The organism is Streptosporangium album, from assembly GCF_014203795.1.
GTDB lineage: Bacteria > Actinomycetota > Actinomycetes > Streptosporangiales > Streptosporangiaceae > Streptosporangium > Streptosporangium album.
Window position 1 is genome coordinate 1,234,985 of sequence record NZ_JACHJU010000002.1, and the last position, 19,505, is coordinate 1,254,489.

14 protein-coding genes and 8 pseudogenes are annotated in these 19,505 nt (G+C 66.7%); 10 read left to right on the plus strand and 12 right to left on the minus strand.

From position 1 onward, the window contains the following. Nucleotides 1-30: 30 nt before the first annotated feature. From FHR32_RS29660 to FHR32_RS29670, 3 genes are read right to left on the minus strand one after another with little or no spacing between them, the layout of a single operon-like run. Entirely contained in the window at nucleotides 31-1,173 is a 1,143-nt protein-coding gene (locus FHR32_RS29660; RefSeq protein WP_184757764.1) for a tyrosine-type recombinase/integrase, read from the minus strand. After that, nucleotides 1,170-1,376 (minus strand): helix-turn-helix domain-containing protein, encoded by a 207-nt coding sequence (locus FHR32_RS29665; RefSeq protein ID WP_184757765.1) that lies wholly within the window; start codon nucleotides 1,374-1,376, stop codon nucleotides 1,170-1,172. Before FHR32_RS29665 ends, FHR32_RS29660 begins: the two co-directional genes overlap by 4 nt. Further along, nucleotides 1,373-2,875: a replication initiator gene (locus FHR32_RS29670; RefSeq protein ID WP_246467472.1), complete on the minus strand. Its 1,503-nt coding sequence runs from the start codon at nucleotides 2,873-2,875 to the stop codon at nucleotides 1,373-1,375. The genes FHR32_RS29665 and FHR32_RS29670 overlap by 4 nt, the downstream gene beginning before the upstream one ends. Nucleotides 2,876-2,987: 112 nt before the next feature. On the opposite strand from FHR32_RS29670, the gene FHR32_RS29675 reads away from it, so the two are divergent. Then, nucleotides 2,988-3,860 carry a GntR family transcriptional regulator gene (locus FHR32_RS29675; RefSeq protein ID WP_184757766.1) on the plus strand — a complete coding sequence of 291 codons (873 nt, stop codon included), beginning with the start codon at nucleotides 2,988-2,990 and terminating at the stop codon, nucleotides 3,858-3,860. A 179-nt stretch (nucleotides 3,861-4,039) separates the two neighbouring features. Here the strand turns inward: FHR32_RS29675 and FHR32_RS29680 are convergent, their stop codons facing one another. After that, entirely contained in the window at nucleotides 4,040-4,813 is a 774-nt protein-coding gene (locus FHR32_RS29680) for a transposase family protein (protein WP_184757767.1), read from the minus strand. Nucleotides 4,814-5,047: 234 nt separating this feature from the next. On the opposite strand from FHR32_RS29680, the gene FHR32_RS29685 reads away from it, so the two are divergent. From FHR32_RS29685 to FHR32_RS29695, 3 genes and pseudogenes are all read left to right on the plus strand, one after another. Next, complete coding sequence (locus FHR32_RS29685) at nucleotides 5,048-6,133, plus strand: hypothetical protein (protein WP_184757768.1); 1,086 nt, start codon at nucleotides 5,048-5,050, stop codon at nucleotides 6,131-6,133. Continuing rightward, nucleotides 6,134-6,301 (plus strand): annotated as a pseudogene (locus tag FHR32_RS29690) (IS5/IS1182 family transposase); the annotation flags it as partial. A 66-nt stretch (nucleotides 6,302-6,367) separates the two neighbouring features. Continuing rightward, on the plus strand, nucleotides 6,368-6,667 hold the full coding sequence (locus tag FHR32_RS29695; RefSeq protein ID WP_184757769.1) for a hypothetical protein: 300 nt from the start codon (nucleotides 6,368-6,370) through the stop codon (nucleotides 6,665-6,667). Between the two features lie 70 nt (nucleotides 6,668-6,737). On the opposite strand, the pseudogene FHR32_RS47720 reads toward FHR32_RS29695, so the two are convergent. Next, nucleotides 6,738-7,649: pseudogene (locus tag FHR32_RS47720) on the minus strand (IS701 family transposase); the annotation flags it as partial. A 62-nt stretch (nucleotides 7,650-7,711) separates the two neighbouring features. Here FHR32_RS47720 and FHR32_RS29715 point away from each other — a divergent pair. Next, a pseudogene (locus FHR32_RS29715) lies at nucleotides 7,712-9,363 on the plus strand (ISAzo13 family transposase). A 41-nt stretch (nucleotides 9,364-9,404) separates the two neighbouring features. On the opposite strand, the pseudogene FHR32_RS29720 reads toward FHR32_RS29715, so the two are convergent. Then, a pseudogene (locus FHR32_RS29720) lies at nucleotides 9,405-9,767 on the minus strand (transposase); the annotation flags it as partial. A 160-nt stretch (nucleotides 9,768-9,927) separates the two neighbouring features. Here FHR32_RS29720 and FHR32_RS29725 point away from each other — a divergent pair. Next, nucleotides 9,928-10,536 (plus strand): helix-turn-helix domain-containing protein, encoded by a 609-nt coding sequence (locus FHR32_RS29725; protein ID WP_184752715.1) that lies wholly within the window; start codon nucleotides 9,928-9,930, stop codon nucleotides 10,534-10,536. Continuing rightward, nucleotides 10,422-11,063, plus strand: coding sequence for an IS630 family transposase (locus tag FHR32_RS29730; RefSeq protein WP_221466443.1), 642 nt, complete (start codon nucleotides 10,422-10,424; stop codon nucleotides 11,061-11,063). Before FHR32_RS29725 ends, FHR32_RS29730 begins: the two co-directional genes overlap by 115 nt. 135 nt (nucleotides 11,064-11,198) lie before the next feature. On the opposite strand, the pseudogene FHR32_RS29735 reads toward FHR32_RS29730, so the two are convergent. Continuing rightward, nucleotides 11,199-12,083, minus strand: a pseudogene (locus tag FHR32_RS29735) (IS701 family transposase); the annotation flags it as partial. Nucleotides 12,084-12,145: 62 nt separating this feature from the next. Here FHR32_RS29735 and FHR32_RS29740 point away from each other — a divergent pair. Then, nucleotides 12,146-13,797: pseudogene (locus tag FHR32_RS29740) on the plus strand (ISAzo13 family transposase). 41 nt (nucleotides 13,798-13,838) lie between these two features. Here the strand turns inward: FHR32_RS29740 and FHR32_RS29745 are convergent. Continuing rightward, nucleotides 13,839-14,198 (minus strand): annotated as a pseudogene (locus tag FHR32_RS29745) (transposase); the annotation flags it as partial. A gap of 177 nt (nucleotides 14,199-14,375) precedes the next feature. Further along, complete coding sequence (locus FHR32_RS29750; RefSeq protein ID WP_184757772.1) at nucleotides 14,376-14,753, minus strand: nuclear transport factor 2 family protein; 378 nt, start codon at nucleotides 14,751-14,753, stop codon at nucleotides 14,376-14,378. A gap of 143 nt (nucleotides 14,754-14,896) precedes the next feature. Between FHR32_RS29750 and FHR32_RS29755 the strand changes: the two are divergent. Further along, a pseudogene (locus FHR32_RS29755) lies at nucleotides 14,897-16,133 on the plus strand (IS701 family transposase). Between the two features lie 694 nt (nucleotides 16,134-16,827). Here FHR32_RS29755 and FHR32_RS29760 read toward each other — a convergent pair. Beyond that, on the minus strand, nucleotides 16,828-17,061 hold the full coding sequence (locus FHR32_RS29760; protein ID WP_184757773.1) for a hypothetical protein: 234 nt from the start codon (nucleotides 17,059-17,061) through the stop codon (nucleotides 16,828-16,830). A gap of 2 nt (nucleotides 17,062-17,063) precedes the next feature. Beyond that, nucleotides 17,064-17,441 (minus strand): hypothetical protein, encoded by a 378-nt coding sequence (locus FHR32_RS29765; RefSeq protein ID WP_184757774.1) that lies wholly within the window; start codon nucleotides 17,439-17,441, stop codon nucleotides 17,064-17,066. 166 nt (nucleotides 17,442-17,607) lie between these two features. On the opposite strand from FHR32_RS29765, the gene FHR32_RS29770 reads away from it, so the two are divergent. Further along, nucleotides 17,608-18,840, plus strand: coding sequence for an NsdA family TPR-like regulatory protein (locus tag FHR32_RS29770; protein WP_184757775.1), 1,233 nt, complete (start codon nucleotides 17,608-17,610; stop codon nucleotides 18,838-18,840). Between the two features lie 282 nt (nucleotides 18,841-19,122). Here FHR32_RS29770 and FHR32_RS29775 read toward each other — a convergent pair whose 3' ends face one another. Next, a complete protein-coding gene (locus FHR32_RS29775) occupies nucleotides 19,123-19,455 on the minus strand; it encodes a tyrosine-type recombinase/integrase (RefSeq protein ID WP_312882754.1) in 333 nt (110 codons plus the stop codon). Nucleotides 19,456-19,505 lie beyond the last annotated feature (50 nt).

Sequence of the window (19,505 nt, forward strand, 5' to 3'; positions counted from 1 at the left end):
GAGTGACTAACTGAGTGACTATCGCTCCCGTCACGTAAAGATCCGGTCCATTGCTTCCGCGCCGCCGAGCAGGACCGGGCGGATCTGTTTGCGGTAGACCGCCTCCGTCACCGCCGTCCCACTGTGGCCGACGAGTCGCGCGATGTCCTCCAGGGGCACGCCGGAGTCGGACAGCAGCGAGACGAAGCTGTGCCGCATCTCCCGAGGTGTCCAGTCCTTCGCGGGCAGCCCGGCGTCTTTCACAATCTTCCGGAACGCCCGCCGTACGTTGTGGGAGTCCAGGGGAGTGCCGACCAGGGAGGCGAAGACGAGATCGTTCTCCTTCCACCTCGCGCCCGCCGTCTCCCGCTCCTTGGCCTGTTGCGCCCGGTGCTCCCGGAGGGCTTCGACGCAGCGACGAGGCAGCGCGAGAGATCTCCGTGACTTCCGGGTCTTGGTGTCGCCGCCTTCCCGCACGGAGCGCCACACGGCGATCCACGGGGGACTGTCGGTGCCCGGCTTGCCGTCGAGATCCACCTCTGACCAGACGAGCGCCCGCAGTTCCTCCGTCCGGGCACCGATGAGGAGGGAGAGCACCACGTAGGCGTACATCCGCGTGTCGCTCGCGGCCTTGAGGATGGCTTCCGCCTGGTCGAGAGTGAGCGCCTTGGACGGTCGCCCTTCCTTCCCCTCGGGGACCTCACAGAGGCCCACCACGTTGCGCTTGACCTTGTCCCGAGACTGGGCGAACCTCACCGACCGGTTCAGGCACGAGTGGAGGAGACGGACCGTCCGGGCGCTGAGCGTCCTAGCCTTCCCCATGAGCCACCGGTCCACGTCCTCCGCGCTCAACTCCCGCAGCTTGCGGGCGCCCAGGCCGGGGATGATGTGCTTGTCGCAGAGGGTTCGATAGTTGGCCACGGTGTTCGGGTCGCGTCCGTGTAAGCCGTAGGTGAGCCAGCCCGTCACGGCGTCGGCGACGGTGTAGTTGGCCGGACCGCTTGCCAGCCCGTCGTCATAGTCGCGGATGATCTCTTTGAGTTTGGCCTTGGCTTCGGTCTTGGTCTTGCCACTGGCCTTCTTGACGATGCGCTTTCCGGCGGGGGTGTAGCCGACCGTCACCGAGGCGATCCAGCGCTCTCGCTGTTCGTCCCAGTGCAGGCCGCCGTCTCCCCGGCTGCGTCGTGTGGTCATGATGCCCTCGCTTCCTGTTCGAGTAGTGCGACGTAGTCGGAGATGGCCGAGGCCGGGATCAGCCGGGTACGGCCCTGGGTGACCGAGCGCAGACGGCCCGATCGGATCTGTTCGTAGATCACGCTGCGGCTCATGCTGAGCAGGTACATGGCTTCGCAGACGCGATACAGTCGCCGTTCGCCGGGGGATCCGGCTGCTGTCATCCGTCCTCCCGTTCGGCCTGTTCCGCCGCGATGGCACGGGCCAGGGCGACGCGTCGCCGGACGTCTTCGGCCAAGATCGCCTCACCGGGGGTGTAGCCGGATCCGGCGAAGCGCCAGTGGCCGAGCACGAGGGTCGTCTCGTCGCCGAGGGCGGGCAGGCCGTACCGCTCGCGTGCCTCAGTGGCTCGGTGTACGGCACGCACGCCGCGCAGGTCGCCGAGGGTGGTGGAGTAGTGGCGGGACTTGCTGGAGAAGTGGCCCCGGAAGCCGAGCATGTGCGCCCAGGGCCGCAGCCGCAGTGCTTGGAACTCTCGGCGTGCGCCCAGTTCCCAGCAGGTGCGGATCATCCGCCGCGCGTGCTCGGTGACCGGGAGCGCGTCCAGGTGAAGGCCCGGCTTCAGGCCCGTTCCGTGGCAGCGTCCGCACGAGGCCGTCAGGCTCAACCGACCACGACCCTTGCAGGCTGGGCAGGACAGGCGGTGGTCGACGGTGCCGGAGGCTTCCGCGCCCTTGGTGGCGTACTTGGCGATGTAGCCCGCCACCGCCCGCTCGCTGAGCCCTTCGGCCGACTCGTCGAGCAGGATCGGCCGGATGTCGAGCTGATCGCCCCAGACCAGCTCCCACCGGCCGAGATCGCTGATCGGTGAGGGCAGGCTGACCCGCCGGACCGCTTGCGGGATGGCCCAGGTGAGCAGGTGGTGATCGGCCCAGGCCGGAGGGGGTTCGCTGCCGCCACCGGGACCGTCGAGGCGGATCACGGTGTGGAAGTGCACCAGGCCCCGCCGCTGGTACTCGGCGACCTTGGCGAAGGAGACCCGAACCTGCTTGCCGAACCCCGTACGGCTCAGCCCCGTCTCACTGGCCAGGGTGCGCCGCACTTCGAGGGTGAAGCGGTGCCAGAGCGCGCCCGCGTGGGCCTGCCACAGCACCGCGCCCGTGTAGTCGTAGCAGCCGGAGCAGATGGGTTGGCCGAGCCGCTCGTCCCCCGTCTCGTGGCGGGCATGGCAGCCGACCGGCCGACCGTGCTCGCAGACCTTGTCACGGTTACGGGGACGGCAGGCCCGCACGGCGCCGCTGTTCTCCCTTCTGGTGTGCACTGGCCCGAACGATGGCGCGGTGAGGGTGACGAACACCCGGGGATGGGTGCTGACCGTCTCCGGGACGCCCTTGCCGCCGGACAGGCCCGCCCGGATCAGGTGGAAGGTGTCGGCCCGGTAGACCTCCGAGCAGGCCGGGCAGACTGAGGCCCGCCGGTTGCCGCAGGCCACCAGTAGATGGCCGGACGGTTCGTCGGCGGTGCGGTAGGCGTGCAGGATCTCGCCCGTGGACGCGTCGACGATGGCCGACTCTCCGGTGAGATGGATCGGGTGGGAGCAGCCGCCGGTTCCCGCGACCATCGCCCGCCATCGCTCGTAACCCGGAGCGTTGATCACCTGGGCCAGGTCGATCATCCATTCCGGGTGCCGTTCTCGCTTGTCGTGCTCGCTTGGCTCGCTCATGATCACCACCCCCTTCAGCGTAGTACTACCTGTAGTACATGTTGCCTTGCGTTGAAGCGTCATGCAACCTGTAGTACAAGTGGTTATAGAAAACTCGCGAGAGGGAGAGGCCATGGAGACCACCGAGGACAAGGATGTCCGCTGGCGCACCATCGCCAACGACCTGCGCGCCGCCATCCTGGACGGCCGCTACCCACCAGGCGGAGCCCTGCCCAGCGAACCCGAACTCGTCCGCCGCTACGACGTCTCCCGCCCCACCGTCCGCAAGGCCATCGACACCCTGGTCTCCGAAGGACTGGCCTACGTCATGCGCGGACGCGGCTCGTTCGTCCGCCCCATGCCCGAACGACAGACCATCCTCATCAGCCACCAGAACCGGCCCGACCTGGCCGCCCCCGGCAACCACCCTGACATCCAAGCCTTCGGCTGGGACCTGGCCCTTCGCGACGTCGATCCCGAGGCTCCGCTGTTCACCAGCGAGAAGATCACCGCCAACCGCGACATCGCCATCATGCTCGGCGTCCGCACCGGACACCCCGTCATCCACCGCCGCAGCATGTTCCACCGAGGCCACACCGCGACCATCCACGGAGCATCGGCCCGCCTGGAGATCAACTCCTACGCCAACGCCGACATGCTCCCCGACTTCGACGACCCCAAGCGCTTCCACCAGTACCGCAAGCGCCCCGCGTTCTTCTACCAGTCGCTCATCCGCGAACATGGCCCCGTCCGCTGGATGACCCTGACCACCTCCCGCATCGCCTACGAAGACGAACGCGCTCACCTGGGCATGGACTACGCCGAGGCCCTCCTGATCATCCGCCGCACCATGGCCCACGCCAACGGCCACCCGATCGAGGTCACCGAGGTCAAGGCCCCCGCCAACCGCTACGAGATCGGCTACAGCGCCGAACTGGCCGACGACCCCAGCGCGGTCTTCACCCCCGAAGAACTCGCCGACAACGGCATCACTCTCGTGATCTAGACGCCAGGAAGCATCCAACTCGGCCGCACGTCGCGACCCCGACCAATTGTGGGTCCCACCACGCCACTGACATGATCCGCCGTATGCACGCACGAACATGGCTGAACACCGACGAGCAATTCCCGCCGGGCGCCGAGCTCTTCCGTTCGGACCGTGCCTTCACTGAACCCTTTTCACCCTCACGCGACCTGCGCGGCGCGGTGGTTTTGAAGGACGGCGATGGCCTTGCAGAGGTGGCCGGCCTTGCTGGGGCTGCAGCGTAGCCTGCGGAGGATCTTCCAGCTCTTCAGCTGGGCGTTCGCGCGTTCGCCGGGGCCGCGAAGCTTGGCGTGGGAGCGGTTGGCCCGCTTCTGGGACTCGGGCTTGTCCTTGCCCTTGTACGGGGTGATGAGCGGACCCTCGGCCCCCTGATACGCCTTGTCGGCGAGGATGATGATTCCGGCCTTCTCCAGCGCGCGCAGGATGCCCCAGATGCGGGCGGCGCTCAGGTCGTGCATCTTGCCGGGCAGTGCTCCGGAGGTCCACAGGACGGCCCCATCCGGTGAGGCGATGACCTGCACGTTCATGCCGTGCACCCGATGCTTGCCGGAGAAGTAGGGCCGGTCGGCCTTGATCCGGTCGATGCGGATCAGCGTGCCGTCCAGCACCAGGTAATGCAGCCCGTCCCGCTTGGCCTTCCGCAGTGCCTGACCGAGCTTGGGCGAGCGCGCCGACAACAACGCCACCGTCTCCTCCACATACCGCCACGCGGTGGCCGTCGAGATGCCGAAACCGGCCCCGAGCTCGGCGTAAGTCTCGCCTTTGCGCAGGTAGACCAGCACCAGCAAAGCCTGCTGGCCAGGGTTGAGCAGCCGCCAGACCGATCGGATCGCCTGACGATGCCGCCGGATCACTCCAGCGACGTAGTTCAGGGTCTGACGCGACAAATCGACGGCAGCACGATAAAACAGCATCCAGAGCTCCTGGTTGTGACGGGCATGGTTGTGGTGATCAACCCATCTACCAGGGGCTTTCTCACGTCACCGACCGAACACCGGCATCGCGATCATGCTGTGACCAGGGCACCCGCCGGGGAGGGCGAAAAACGTTCACGCAAAGTGAGGCCAGAGACACGGTGCAGAAACCCTGGACAAAGCGGCTGACTTCAGGCCACCTGCACCATCCGAGGCGCGTGAAACCATACGACTGTGCCAAACGATGCTATCCACAGGGGTTCCAACCAGTTCGCCGCTCGTCTCGTGGCCACCGCCACCGCTCCGCTCGACCTCGCGTCGGCGGACGGTCCACAGGTGCTGCACTGGCCTGGGCGTAGGCTGCTGGTGCAGCGCGGAGACACCGAGCTGGCCGTCCGCAACCTGGACGGGGATGGGATGGAGGTCCGCTTCCCCGCGCCCTGGCCCCGCCGGTATGGCTCGGTGGCGGTCTCTCCCGCGGGTGATCTCGCCGTGTTCGCCGGCGTTCACGCGCTGCGAGCCGTGGATTCGACCGGCGCCGTGCGGTGGGAGATCCGGCACGGTTGTTGGTCCGCCGTCGTGTGCACCAAGGCCCATGCCTCGTTCTCCGAGTACGCCGACGACTACCACCACAGCCATGCGGACAGCGGCTCGGCGGCCTTCTCCTCGGACGGCCAGCTCCTCTGGGCCCACATCCGCAACCACGCGGGGCGCGACACCAAGGAGGAATGGCTGATCCTCGACCCCGCCGACGGCACGGTGCTGACCCGGGCCGAGACGATGACCGTCGGATCGGGCTCCACCCACTTCCCCCACCCGAACCCGGCGTACATGGGGCTGACTGTCGGCGAGGGCGAGGAGAACTCGCCCGTGCTGTGGGGACACTGGGATGGCGCAAGGCTCACTGTCCAGCGGTTCATCGAGGAGGTCCTCCTCGCCGTGAGCCCGTCCGGGGAGTACTTCCTGACCACGGATCTGGGGCAGTGGTCCCTCTACCTGCACCGGGCGGAGGATGGCATGGAACTGCGGCATCTGGACGCCGAGGAAGCCGTGCCCCCTCCCGCAAACGAGGACGACCGCGTTCGGTGGGACTACGAGGCGGCGTTCCCATACGACGACACCGCCGTGGTCGGCACCGAGTACCACTCGGACGACCCCCGCCACTGGCTTGTCGACCCACGCACGATGGCCCTGCGCGGCCGGATTGCCTACCCCTTCTCCGTCGCGGGATCTCCCCGATCAGCGGGGCAGGCCGCCTGGTACACGGTCGCCAAGAACCAGACCACCCTCCACTTGTGGAACCTGCCGCACCGGGGATGAGTCAATGGGCTCCACGCCAAGGCCCTGGCACTCGGCGAACGCGCCGTCGCCACCCTCAAGGCCGGGAAGATATTGACCAAGCAGCGCTGCTGCCCTCGCCGCATGACCGCGATCGTGCAGGCCATCCTCGTCCTGCACTACACCGAGACCGCCCGTCAGCCACGATGAAAATGGCTCACTGTCTGGGCCTACACCGTCAGTCACAGCCAGCTCTTGCTACGAACACGAACGACCGTGCGCGGCGGCGAATACCAGTCCCGCATTGACATCGTCTTCAAGCCCGTCGAAGCGATGAAACTCAGAATCGATTACCACGGACTTGTGATCCGATGCGCAACGCAGGCGGAGACCGAGCGGATCCACTCGGAAGTCAACGGCATCGATCCTGAAGCACGTTGCCTGATCCTGGAGACGGCCGAGGGTCAGGACTATGTCGTGACCTACGCCATCGGTTGGGAAGAGGACATGGAAACCGACCGGGACCCTAGTAGTACTTCGTTAAGTTACGAAGTGTTATGGGGCGCGTACATTTGATGGCATACGTGGCAAGCGCCGGTCCAGGTGGCGAGTAAAGCCTGGAGTTCGCCGAGAACCTCATACAAGGTCAGGCCGGCGCAGGGACTTTTGGGTCTAGCCGTAGTTCGGTACAGAATGCCTGCGCTAATGCGGCCAGGGTGACGTGGCGGTGCCAGCCGAAGAAGCTCCGCCCCTCAAAATGCTTGAGGCCAAGACCGGTATTGAGCTCCCGGTAGTCATGCTCGATCCGCCAGCGGATCTTGGCGAGCCGGACGAGTTCGCGCAGCGGAGTCTCGGCGGGGAGATTGGTGATCCAGTAATCGGTGGGTTCGGATTCGCCTGCCGGCCATTCCACCAGCAGCAAACGCGCAGGCAGGCTGCCGTCGGGGTTGCGGGGGATGTCTTTGTTGGCCAAGAGAACCGGTAGAGCCATGAAGCGTGATCGCATTTTCGCGCCTGGATTACCGCTGGTCTTCCTTGTGCCTTGCCGCCAGGTCACCCGCCGCAGATTCGCCCGCCCTGCCGCCAATGCGAGATTGCGCAGATTCGATGGCTTGCCTGGATAGCGTGGTCTCGGCGGGCGCCCCTTGCCGCTTTATTCCGGCAGTTCAGGCACCGCATCTCCGGGGTAGGCCGACAGATCATCGGAGACGGCCGCCACGTAAGACAGGCCGCGGTCCTCCAGTCCCAGCCGGAAAGCGGTGCAATCGCCATAACCGGAGTCAAAGACCACCGGAAGATCGGTGCCGACTCCCCACTCGTCGTACATCTGGTCGATCATGTTTAACGCCAGTCGCCACTTCTCCTGGTGACCGACGTCCTGAGGGATCTTGCACCGGTCGCGGCGCTTGTGGACCGTTTCCGCCTGAACCGGATCCTCGATCTTGGCCGGGTCCCACGACTCGGGGATGAACAGCCGCCAATTGACCGCGGACGAGGCATGATCGGTGACCAGATGTGCGCTGACGCCGATCTGGCAGTTTCCGGTCTTGCCCAGGGCTTGTTCGTGAATAACTGTCAGAGTTGATCTGCGGGACCGGGTCGACGGTGAGACGCTGGAGCATGACCGCCTCTTCGAAGGAAGATGTACCCGCAGCCGAGCTGCGGGCCAAGTTCGAGCAGATCCTGCCGCACCTTGACGAGCGGTGCCGTCGCCTCTACCTGGCCAGCGAGGCCGCCGTGCTCGGCCATGGCGGGATTGCCCTGGTGGCCGCAGCCTCCGGCATCAGTACCGCCACCATCGCGCGTGGCATCATCGAGCTGGAGACGCACCCCGCGCCGACCCGCCGCATCCGGGCCTCGGGCGCCGGGCGCAAACCGCTGACAGTCACCGACCCCGGCCTGCTACCGGCCCTTGAGTCACTGATCGAGCCGCACACTCGCGGCGACCCCGTCTCCCCACTGCGCTGGACCACGCTGTCGCTGCGCAGCCTGGCCCATGCCCTTTCCGCGCAGAAGCATCCGATCGGTGCCACAACCGTCGGCCACCTGCTGCACGGCCTGGGCTACAGCCTGCAGGGCACGGCCAAGACCACCGAAGGCACCCGGCATCCGGATCGCGACGCCCAGTTTGCCCATCTCAACGCCACCGCCGCCGCCTTCCTCGACGACGACCAGCCGGTGATCAGCATCGACACCAAAGCCAAAGAGTGGCTCGGCAACCGCGACCGGCCTGGACGTACCTGGCAACCGGGAAAGAACCCGATCAAGGTGGACAGCCACACCCTCGTCACCAGCGACCAGCCAGTGGCCATCCCCTACGGAATCTACGACCTCGCCACCAACAGCGGCTGGGTCAACGTCGGAACCGATCACGACACCGCCGAGTTCGCGGTGGAGTCCGTCCGCCGCTGGTGGCGACGCCGCGGTTGTCTCGACCACCCGCACGCCACCCGGCTGTTGATCACCGCGGACGCCGGTGGCTCCAACAACCCCCGCTACTGGACATGGAAGAAGCAACTACACGACTTCGCCCGCGAGAGCGGCCTTGAGATCACGGTCTGCCACTTTCCTCCCGGCACTTCGAAGTGGAACAAGATCGAGCACCGGATGTTCTGCCACATCACCGCCAACTGGCGTGGCCGCCCGCTGACCAGCTACCAGGTCGTCATCGAGACGATCGCCGCGACGACAACAGAGGCCGGACTGAGAGTCAGCGCCGAACTGGACACCGGCAACTACCCACTGGGCACCGCCGTCACGCCCGCCGAGTTCCATGCCCTGCCGATCACACCCGATGCATTCCACGGCGACTGGAACTACACCCTGGCCCCCACCCCTCCCAGACTTTCCGAAGAAGCCGAGACCAACCAACCGATCGATCCGGACGTGACCTGGATGCTCACCGATCCGGCCCTGACCGGCATGCCGCGCTCGGACTTCGCCCGCCTGGTGCAGATCTCGGAGCCCTACTGGGACGCGCTGGCAGAGGCGGCCTTTCAACGCCGTTTCCACCGCCCGCGCCGCTACCTCCATCCGCAGACCAGCAGCCTAGATCACTTCCACCGGCTCCTGACCGCTTTACTCCGTCGCCGCAAGGCCGCGACCAGCACCCTCCTAGCCCGCCTGCTGGGCGTCACCCGCACCAACCTGTCCAACCAGTTCCAAGATGGCCACCGGATCCTCGACCTGCACAAAATCTCCGTCACGCCGATCCCCGGATCGCCCGCACGTACGCTCGAGCAACTGCAAGATCGTATTACGTCCGCCGATGACTGCCCCGCAGATCAACTCTGACAGTTATTCACGAACAAGCCCCCAGCGTCCCGGAATACATCCGGGCCACTCCCGGAGAATTCGGGCCGTCCTTGGGGAAGCCGACATCGTCGATGACGACCGCCTGCGGACCGATCCGTTCCAGCGCCCAATGTGTGAGGTTTTCCCGGACCGGTTCGTAGTCCCAGGTCGAGTCGGCCATGAATTGCTGTAACCGCTGGGTGTCAACTCCCAGACGCTCCGCCATCGGATCCATCGACTTGCGCCGCCCGTCCAGCATCAGCCCCCGCAGATACAACTCGCCGGTGGCGAGTTGATCACGGCGACGAAGCACCCTCCGCAGCATCTGATCTGCAAACTTCTCAAGCCGCGGGCGCACCGGCGCCATCTCGTCAGGTGTCACGACAACATGATCCCGAAGTGACTTCTCAAAATGATCACGCTAGGTGATCGACAATCTAACGAAGTACTACTAGTGCTGGGTTCCTCAAAGGGTGTTGAGCTGAGCGGTGGCCAGCCATCCTGATCAGGGGCATCGTGGATGACAGGGAGGTGGTGTCATCATGCCGAAACTGCTGCACGCTCGAGCGCCGCGAGACGGCGAGGAGGAACGCCAGATCCGTAAACTCGCCGGTGCCCGGCACGCCCCGGCCGACTGGATCCAGCGCGCCCAGATCGTCGTGTTGAGCTGGGAGGAGATGCGCGGCCCGGCCATCGCCGCGATGCTGGGCTGTCATCCGGAGACCGTGCGCCGCCGGTTGCGCCGCTTCAACGCCGAAGGCATCGACGGGCTTGGTGACCGGCCCGGGCCCGGTCGCAGACCGCGGATCACCCAAGCCGAACGATCGCGGCTCATCGCGCTGGTCAAGACGATACCGCCCGGGCGGCTGCGCTGGGAGCCCTGGGGTGAGCTGGAGGCCGACGACGAGGATGGGCCGGCGGTGTGGACCCTGGATGCCCTCACCGCCGCCGCCCGTGAGCAGGGCATCGACATTCACCGTTCCCAGGTGCGCCGGATCCTTCTGAAAGAGGGGGTGAGATGGCGCCGCACCCGGTCCTGGACCACCAGCAAGGACCCGGACTTCGCCGCAAAAGAACGCAGGTCGTCGGCCTGTACACCGACCCGCCGGACGGCGCGGTCGTCGTCTGCGCCGACGAGCTGGGGCCGGTGACCCCGCGTACCTTCGGCCCCGCGCCCGCCTGGTCCGCCGACGGCCACCGGATCAAAGCGCCGCTGGAATACTTCCGCGGCCCCGACAAGACCTGGGTGTACGGTGCGCTGCGCGTCGCCGACGGCGCCGCGGTCACCATGACCGCCGCCTCCCGCAACAGCGACTGCTACCAGCGGTTCCTGCAACGGGTCGAGGACGCCAACCCCGGCCACGGTGACATCTGGGTGATCGCCGACAACCTGTCCGGTCACAACAGCCTCGCCACCCGCACATGGCTGGCCGACCATCCCCGCATCCAGCACGCGTTCATCCCCGTCGGCGCCTGCTGGCTCAATCTGCAGGAGGCGTGGTGGCGGATCTTCCGCCACCATGCCCTGGCCGGAGTGTCCTTCGCTGATAGCAAGGACATCGACCACGCCACCCGCATCGCCACCGCCCAGCTCAACCAGCGGGCCAAACCCTGGGTCTGGGGACGGCCACCACCGGCCCCCAGACACCTACGCCGCCAGTTCGTCTACAGCCTTTGAGGAACGGAGCACTAGTAGGGCTTGGTTAGGTGGGGACGGGCTGGGCATGTCTGGGTAACGCGCGGCGGCAGGTGGGGCAGATACCGGACCAGCAGGCCAGAAGCAGCTGCAACTCGGCGATGACCCGGTAGGTGCTCAAGCCGCAGCCGGCGCTTTTGGGTTGAGTCGTTCAAGGGTGCAGAACGCGTGTGCGACCGAGACCAGGGTGACGTGATGATGCCAGCCGCTCCACGTGCGGCCCTCGAAGTGGTCCAGGCCCAGGCCGGTCTTCAGCTCGCGGTAGTCGTGCTCGACCCGCCAGCGGATCTTCGCCATTCTCACCAGGTGCCGTAGCGGGATGTCGCCGGGCAGGGTGGACAGCCAATACTTGACCGGCTCCGGCTCGCCCGGTGGCCATTCGGCCAAAAGCCAGCACTCCGGCAGCTCTTCACCGGCATGGGCACGGCGGATCATCCGGCCCGCGGGCCGCACCCGCAGCGCGGCGAACCGGGAGCGCAGCGGTCCCTTGGACCCGGGCCGCCAGGTCACCGTGTGCAGCGCGCGCCGCCCGGCGGCAGTAACGATCTGCTGGGCCGAGCACGGCTTGTCGCGGTAACGCAGCACCGGCCGCCGTCCGGTCCCGCCATAGGCCGGGGCGGTACGGCAGGCCCCGGCCTCCAGCAACGCGGTATCGGAACGCACCCCCACCACGTAGGGAATATCGCGCTCGGTCAGGCCCAGGCGAAAGGCCCCGTCTTGGCCGTAGCCCTCATCGGCGACCACCAACGGCGGATCCAGCCCCCAACTCTCCAGCTCGTCGATCATGTCCAGAGCCAGCTGCCACTTGGGCACGTGAGCGATGTCCGCAGGGATTCGGCAGCGCCGCCGGCGCGCCGTCACCGCGGCCGGATTCTCTGCCCGCGGCGAGGCCGCATCCCACTGCTCAGGCACGAACAGCCGCCAGTTCACCGGACACGACGCGGCGTCGGTGACCAGATGCACGCTCGGCGCGACCTGGCAGTTCGCGGTCTTGCCCAGGGCTTGTTCGTGAATAACTGTCAGAGTTGATCTGCGGGACCGGGTCGACGGTGAGACGCTGGAGCATGACCGCCTCTTCGAAGGAAGATGTACCCGCAGCCGAGCTGCGGGCCAAGTTCGAGCAGATCCTGCCGCACCTTGACGAGCGGTGCCGTCGCCTCTACCTGGCCAGCGAGGCCGCCGTGCTCGGCCATGGCGGGATTGCCCTGGTGGCCGCAGCCTCCGGCATCAGTACCGCCACCATCGCGCGTGGCATCATCGAGCTGGAGACGCACCCCGCGCCGACCCGCCGCATCCGGGCCTCGGGCGCCGGGCGCAAACCGCTGACAGTCACCGACCCCGGCCTGCTACCGGCCCTTGAGTCACTGATCGAGCCGCACACTCGCGGCGACCCCGTCTCCCCACTGCGCTGGACCACGCTGTCGCTGCGCAGCCTGGCCCATGCCCTTTCCGCGCAGAAGCATCCGATCGGTGCCACAACCGTCGGCCACCTGCTGCACGGCCTGGGCTACAGCCTGCAGGGCACGGCCAAGACCACCGAAGGCACCCGGCATCCGGATCGCGACGCCCAGTTTGCCCATCTCAACGCCACCGCCGCCGCCTTCCTCGACGACGACCAGCCGGTGATCAGCATCGACACCAAAGCCAAAGAGTGGCTCGGCAACCGCGACCGGCCTGGACGTACCTGGCAACCGGGAAAGAACCCGATCAAGGTGGACAGCCACACCCTCGTCACCAGCGACCAGCCAGTGGCCATCCCCTACGGAATCTACGACCTCGCCACCAACAGCGGCTGGGTCAACGTCGGAACCGATCACGACACCGCCGAGTTCGCGGTGGAGTCCGTCCGCCGCTGGTGGCGACGCCGCGGTTGTCTCGACCACCCGCACGCCACCCGGCTGTTGATCACCGCGGACGCCGGTGGCTCCAACAACCCCCGCTACTGGACATGGAAGAAGCAACTACACGACTTCGCCCGCGAGAGCGGCCTTGAGATCACGGTCTGCCACTTTCCTCCCGGCACTTCGAAGTGGAACAAGATCGAGCACCGGATGTTCTGCCACATCACCGCCAACTGGCGTGGCCGCCCGCTGACCAGCTACCAGGTCGTCATCGAGACGATCGCCGCGACGACAACAGAGGCCGGACTGAGAGTCAGCGCCGAACTGGACACCGGCAACTACCCACTGGGCACCGCCATCACGCCCGCCGAGTTCCATGCCCTGCCGATCACACCCGATGCATTCCACGGCGACTGGAACTACACCCTGGCCCCCACCCCTCCCAGACTTTCCGAAGAAGCCGAGACCAACCAACCGATCGATCCGGACGTGACCTGGATGCTCACCGATCCGGCCCTGACCGGCATGCCGCGCTCGGACTTCGCCCGCCTGGTGCAGATCTCGGAGCCCTACTGGGACGCGCTGGCAGAGGCGGCCTTTCAACGCCGTTTCCACCGCCCGCGCCGCTACCTCCATCCGCAGACCAGCAGCCTAGATCACTTCCACCGGCTCCTGACCGCTTTACTCCGTCGCCGCAAGGCCGCGACCAGCACCCTCCTAGCCCGCCTGCTGGGCGTCACCCGCACCAACCTGTCCAACCAGTTCCAAGATGGCCACCGGATCCTCGACCTGCACAAAATCTCCGTCACGCCGATCCCCGGATCGCCCGCACGTACGCTCGAGCAACTGCAAGATCGTATTACGTCCGCCGATGACTGCCCCGCAGATCAACTCTGACAGTTATTCACGAACAAGCCCCCAGCGCCCCGCAATACTGCGCGGCCACCCCCGGCGACTCATCGCCGTCCTTGACAAAGGACACATCATCGACCACCCAGGCGGCCGGGTTGATCGCCGCATCCATCCGCCAGGCCAGCTCGGCCAGCACCAGTTGATGCGACCAGGGGGCATCGGTGAGGAACTGTTGCAGCCCTTGGCGGTCCACGCCCAGCCGGGCCGCCATCGGCTCCATCGATTTACGCGCTCCATCGGTCAGCAGGCCGCGCACATACCGCTCGCCCCACCGCCGCTGATCAGTACGGGCGAAACCGGAGAACATCTCAGCGGCAAACGTCTCCAGCCGCGCCCGCACGGCCTCGAGTTCTTGAGGAGTCATCTTCCCTCACCCCCAAAGCAGGTGACATACCGTCTCCTACCCGAGGTAACCAAGCCCTACTAGTGCTGTGACCGCGTAGGTTCGCCGGGTTGGTGGTCGTGACGGTTGGATGTGCGGTGACGTCCATTCGTGCCGAAAGGGACAAGTTCACGAGAAGGACAGCGACAGAAGGACGACTCAGGAGGCGGACGGCTCGATCTCCCCCGCAAAGACGATGACCTGGTCGATGAGGCTCCGCCGCAGATGGACGACGTCCGTTCCCGCCAGGCGGGGGCCTCCATCCGGCGTGGTGAAGACCCACTGGTACCGGGCCCACTCGTCAGGCATGTCCACCGCTGAGCAGCGCGCCATCGTGCCGGTCCCCGCCGGGTGGCGCCGGATGTCCAGCACGAACCGCTCGACCGCCGCGATTCCTTCGCTGCGACCCAACGGCCCCCAGAAGACCACGTCTGAGGTCAGGGCCTGGGAGAGCAGGGCAGTCACATAGCTGTCGTCCGAGGCGTTAAACGCGGAGATGAACGTGTCGATCGCGGAGCGTGCCGTCTCTTCCTGCATGCCCCAGTAATACCAGCCGTTGCGCGTGCGCTCGTCCCGCGAGCCGCCTTCCGATCACGGTGGACCATCCCGGTCACAGCACTAGTAGGGCTTGGTTACCTCGGGTAGGGGACGGTATGTCACCTGTTTGGGGGTGAGGGAAGATGACCCCTCAAGAACTCGAGGCCGTGCGGGCGCGGCTGGAGACGTTTGCCGCTGAGATGTTCTCCGGTTTCGCCCGTGCTGATCAGCGGCGGTGGGGTGAGCGGTATGTGCGCGGCCTGCTGACCGACGGGGCGCGGAAATCGATGGAGCCGATGGCGGCCCGGCTGGGCGTGGATCGCCAAGGGCTGCAGCAGTTCCTCACCGATGCCCCCTGGTCGCATCAGCTGGTTTTGGCCGAGCTGGCCTGGCGGATGGATGCGGCGATCAACCCGGCCGCCTGGGTGGTCGATGATGTGTCCTTTGTCAAGGACGGCGATGAGTCGCCGGGGGTGGCCGCGCAGTATTGCGGGGCGCTGGGCAAGACCGCGAACTGCCAGGTCGCGCCGAGCGTGCATCTGGTCACCGACGCCGCGTCGTGTCCGGTGAACTGGCGGTTGTTCGTGCCCGAGCAGTGGGATGCGGCCTCGCCGCGCACGGAGGATCCGGCCGCGGTGGCGGCACGCCGGCAGCGCTGCCGGATCCCCGCCGACGTCGGTCATGTGCCCAAGTGGCAGCTGGCTCTGGACATGATCGACGAGCTGGAGAGTTGGGGGCTGGATCCGCCGTTGGTGGTCGCCGATGAGGGCTACGGTCAAGACGGGGCCTTTCGCCTGGGCCTGACCGAGCGCGATATTCCCCTACGTGGTGGGGGTGCGTTCCGATACCGCGCTGCTGGAGGCCGAGGCCTGCCGCAGCGTCGCGCCGTATGCGGGGACCGGGCGGCGGCCGGTGCCCCGCTACCGGCAGCGGCGCATCAGCGCCCGGCAGTTGGTGCTGGAGGGCGGGCGGCGCGCGCTGCACACAGTGCGGTGGCGGACCGGGTCCAAGGGGCCGTTGCGCTCGCGGTTCGCCGCGCTGCGGGTACGGCCGGCGGGGGTGCGGATCCGCCGCGCGTATGCGGGCGGGGAACTGCCGGTGTGCTGGCTGCTGGCCGAATGGCCGCCAGGCGAGCCGGAGCCGACCAAATACTGGCTGTCCACCCTGCCCGGCGACATTCCGCTGCGGCGCCTGGTGCGCCTGGCGAAAATCCGCTGGCGCATCGAGCACGACTACCGCGAGCTGAAGACCGGCCTGGGCCTGGACCACTTCGAGGGTCGCACGTGGAGCGGTTGGCACCACCACGTCACTTTGGTCTCGGTCGCACACGCGTTCTGCACCCTTGAAAGGCTCAACCCAAAAGCGCCGGCTGCGGCTTGAGCACCTACCAGGTCATCACCGAGCTGCAGCTCCTGCTGGCCTGCTGGGCCGGATCCTGCCCCACCTGCCGCCGAGCGTTACCCCGACATGCCCAGCCCGTCCCCACCTAACCAAGCCCTACTAGCAAGCTCGCAGGGTTCGCTCCTGCATCCGATCCGAACAGAATCTTGAAGTAAGCCTCACTCCCAATGGCTCAAAGTTTCTTTACTGGTTCAAGGCGCCAGCGCTTCGCGCCGCCGCACGGCGCGGCACGCCCGCCCGCGCCGGACGGACATCGGGACCGGGCATGCGGCCTGGGGGCCGGTCCCGTCCCGCGCCCGCTCGGCGCGAACGCGCGGACCCCGCCGTCCGCCGCACCGGGCACCCGCCGCACCGAACGCACCCGCCGCCCCTGGTACGCGCTGCCGCCTGCCGCTCCGACCGCCGGCCCAACCGCTTCGCGGCCCCTTCGGGGTGCCTTCGGCATTGCGCTGGCCGTCTCCGCTCGGTGTTCTCAGGAACGTCTCCATGGTGGGGAGCAACGACTCTGCCGCCCTGCTTCCGGTGCGCGGGCCTGGCGGCCCTGTGCTCCGGGTCAGGTTGCCACCGGATGACATGGCCACCTGATCACGGTCATTGCCGTCATGTACGGCAACGCGACTACGGGAAGGTGTGTTGCCGCACCCGATCGGTGATCATTTGATGTCGTCGGTTTTCAGCACGTGTTTCCGCGACCGTCCGGAGTGCGGTGGTGGAGCTGGAGGCGGGTCATCGCGGCATCGACCAGGCGAGCCAGGTTGCCCAGTTCGTACAGCATCCGGTGGCGTTCAGCGTCTTCCCAAGCCCTGATGACCGCCCCGATGTCACCCGGCTTACCGGCCGTGACGACGACCTCTTGGCCGTTGACTCGCTTCGTGGCCGCATCGCCCAGGATGACCCAGCCGTACACGGTCACACTCCCCGAGCAGCCAAGATCAGTTTCACTACCTGTTCGGGATGCTCGCTCCTCACCGCCTGGAGACCGGAGCCGTCGCGCAGAGAGACCAGGTAGCTGCCAGAGCGCGGCCCCATGGTCACCGTGGCTACGCACCAGCCTTGCGGCCCCTTCACGGTCAGCTCCGGCGGGTGTCGCTCCATCCACGACCGAAGAGGCGGCTGGTCGGGCCAGGCGGCCGCCCTGTTGGCGAACAGTCCGAGGCTGATCGTGTGATGACGGTGAGCACGGATTCCCCGCTCGATGAGAAGCCGCTGAACGACGACCAGCGCCTTGTCATGGCTCTCCACTGTCGCCTCGTCAACGACGGGTGGGACGGCTCTACAGTTGTCCATGGGTCGCACCTCCAGTGTGCGATCAAGGGACCCGTACGGCGTTACCGCGCCTGCGGGTCCCGCTTTTCCTGGTGCTCCCATGACATCGCCAGGCATCCCGCACCGACAGTGCGAGTAGGGGAGACTGGGGGAGACAGGAGGACCCCAGTCCCCCGAGGTGCACACAATGAATAACGTTCCGGCCTGGGCCGTACGGTTACGCGCCGCAAGGCGTGGCAAGTTATGGACTCAGCGAGACATGGCCAGGCACCTTGCCGACGCCGCCGATTCGCGCACTCGTGCCCGCCTGCCCGAGCGGGATTCCCTGATCCGCATGATCAAGGATTGGGAGGCGGGCAAGCACCAGCCCAAAGACCCTTATCGGCTGCTCTACTGCCGGGTGTTCGGCACGGCAGAAGCCGAGTTGTTCAGCGAGGCCCCGGAGAGCACAGCGCCGGGCAGCCCTCACTTCGCCGATGAGATCGAGGCGCTGGAGCTGGCCCGCCGTGTCGCCGCCAGCGACGTGGGCGCTGAAACGCTTGACCGACTGGAGCTGGCCGTCGATGACCTCGCGATGGCCTATCAGGGGACACCACCGGCCGAGCTGCTGGAACGGGTACGCCAGCACGTGTCGTACGTCTCGCACCTGGTCGACGCCAAGAAGACGTTCGCCGAGCACCGCCGCCTTCTCACGGCCGGTGGCTGGCTGTCGCTGCTGGCCTCCACCTGCCACATCGACCTTCGCCAGTTCGAGGCCGCCAGAACGTGGCTTCAGACGACCGCCCAATTGGCCGAGCACGCCGAGCATCCCGAGATCGCCGCGTGGTGTCTGGAGACGAAGGCATGGCAGGCGGTCACCACCGGCGACTACCGCCGCGCCTTGACCCTGACCCAAGGGGCGCAGGCGATCGCACCGCGCACAAGTTCCGCCTACATCCAGGCGACCGCGCAGGAAGGCCGGATCTGGGCGCGGCTCGGGTCCGGCCCGGAGACGCGCGATGCGCTGAACCGTGTTGCCCGGCTGGTCTCGCCGCTGTCGATGCCCGAGCATCCCGAGCACCACTACCGCTACGACCCCTCCAAGAGTGAGGCGTACGTGGCGACCACGCTGTCATGGCTGGGGGACCCGGCCGCCGAGCCGTACGCCCGGCAGGTGCTTGCCCGCCTGGAGTCAGCCGCGGATGGGTTGCTTCGTCCGCGTAGGGCAGCCTCCGCACGTCTTGACCTTGCTCTGGCGCTTCTCGCCACTGACCAACCCGACGAGGCAAGTCAGCTTGCCCTCACGACCATGACAAGTGGCGTGCTGGTGCCGTCCAACTACTGGAGAGCGCGCGAGGTGATCGGCGCCATCGAAACGCGCCGCATGCCGGAAGCCGCAGAACTACGCGAGGCGTATCGAGAGCTGGGCGGCCCCGAGTGAGAACCGGGGAAGGCGCGCTCTACCGGCTCGGACAGGCGAATCACTGAGTGACCAACTGGGTGACAACGACCTGGGACGAGGCCGGACGACAGTGGATCACCGTGGACCGTATGCCCAGGTGGGAGCGGATATAGCCCATGATTCCGCCCCCTCCCGCCTTGCCTGGGGGTCAAGGGGTCGCAGGTTCAAATCCTGTCGTCCCGACCAGGTTTTCACTGGTCGGCAAGGGTGTCTCTCGAAAGAGAGGCACCCTTTCTGCATTCTGAGTGACTATCGCTCCTGTCACGTAAAGATCCGGTCTATTGCTTCGGCACCACCGAGAAGCACTGGGCGGATCTGTTTACGGTAGACCGCCTCGGTGACCGCGGTCCCGCTGTGGCCGATAAGTCGTGCGATGTCCTCCAAGGGGACGCCGGAGTCGGACAGCAGCGAGACGAAGCTGTGCCGCATCTTCCGTGGTGTCCAGTCCTTTGCCGGCAGCCCGGCATCTTTCACGACCTTCCGGAATGCCCGCCGTACGTTATGGGAGTCCAGGGGAGTGCCCACCAGGGAGGCGAAGACGAGCCTGAGCGTTTCACCAGCGCCGCCAGTAACGGCGACGGAATGTGAGATCACGAGAAAAGATGCCTTCTGACCTGCTTGGATGCGACTTGTCGAGGGTCGTA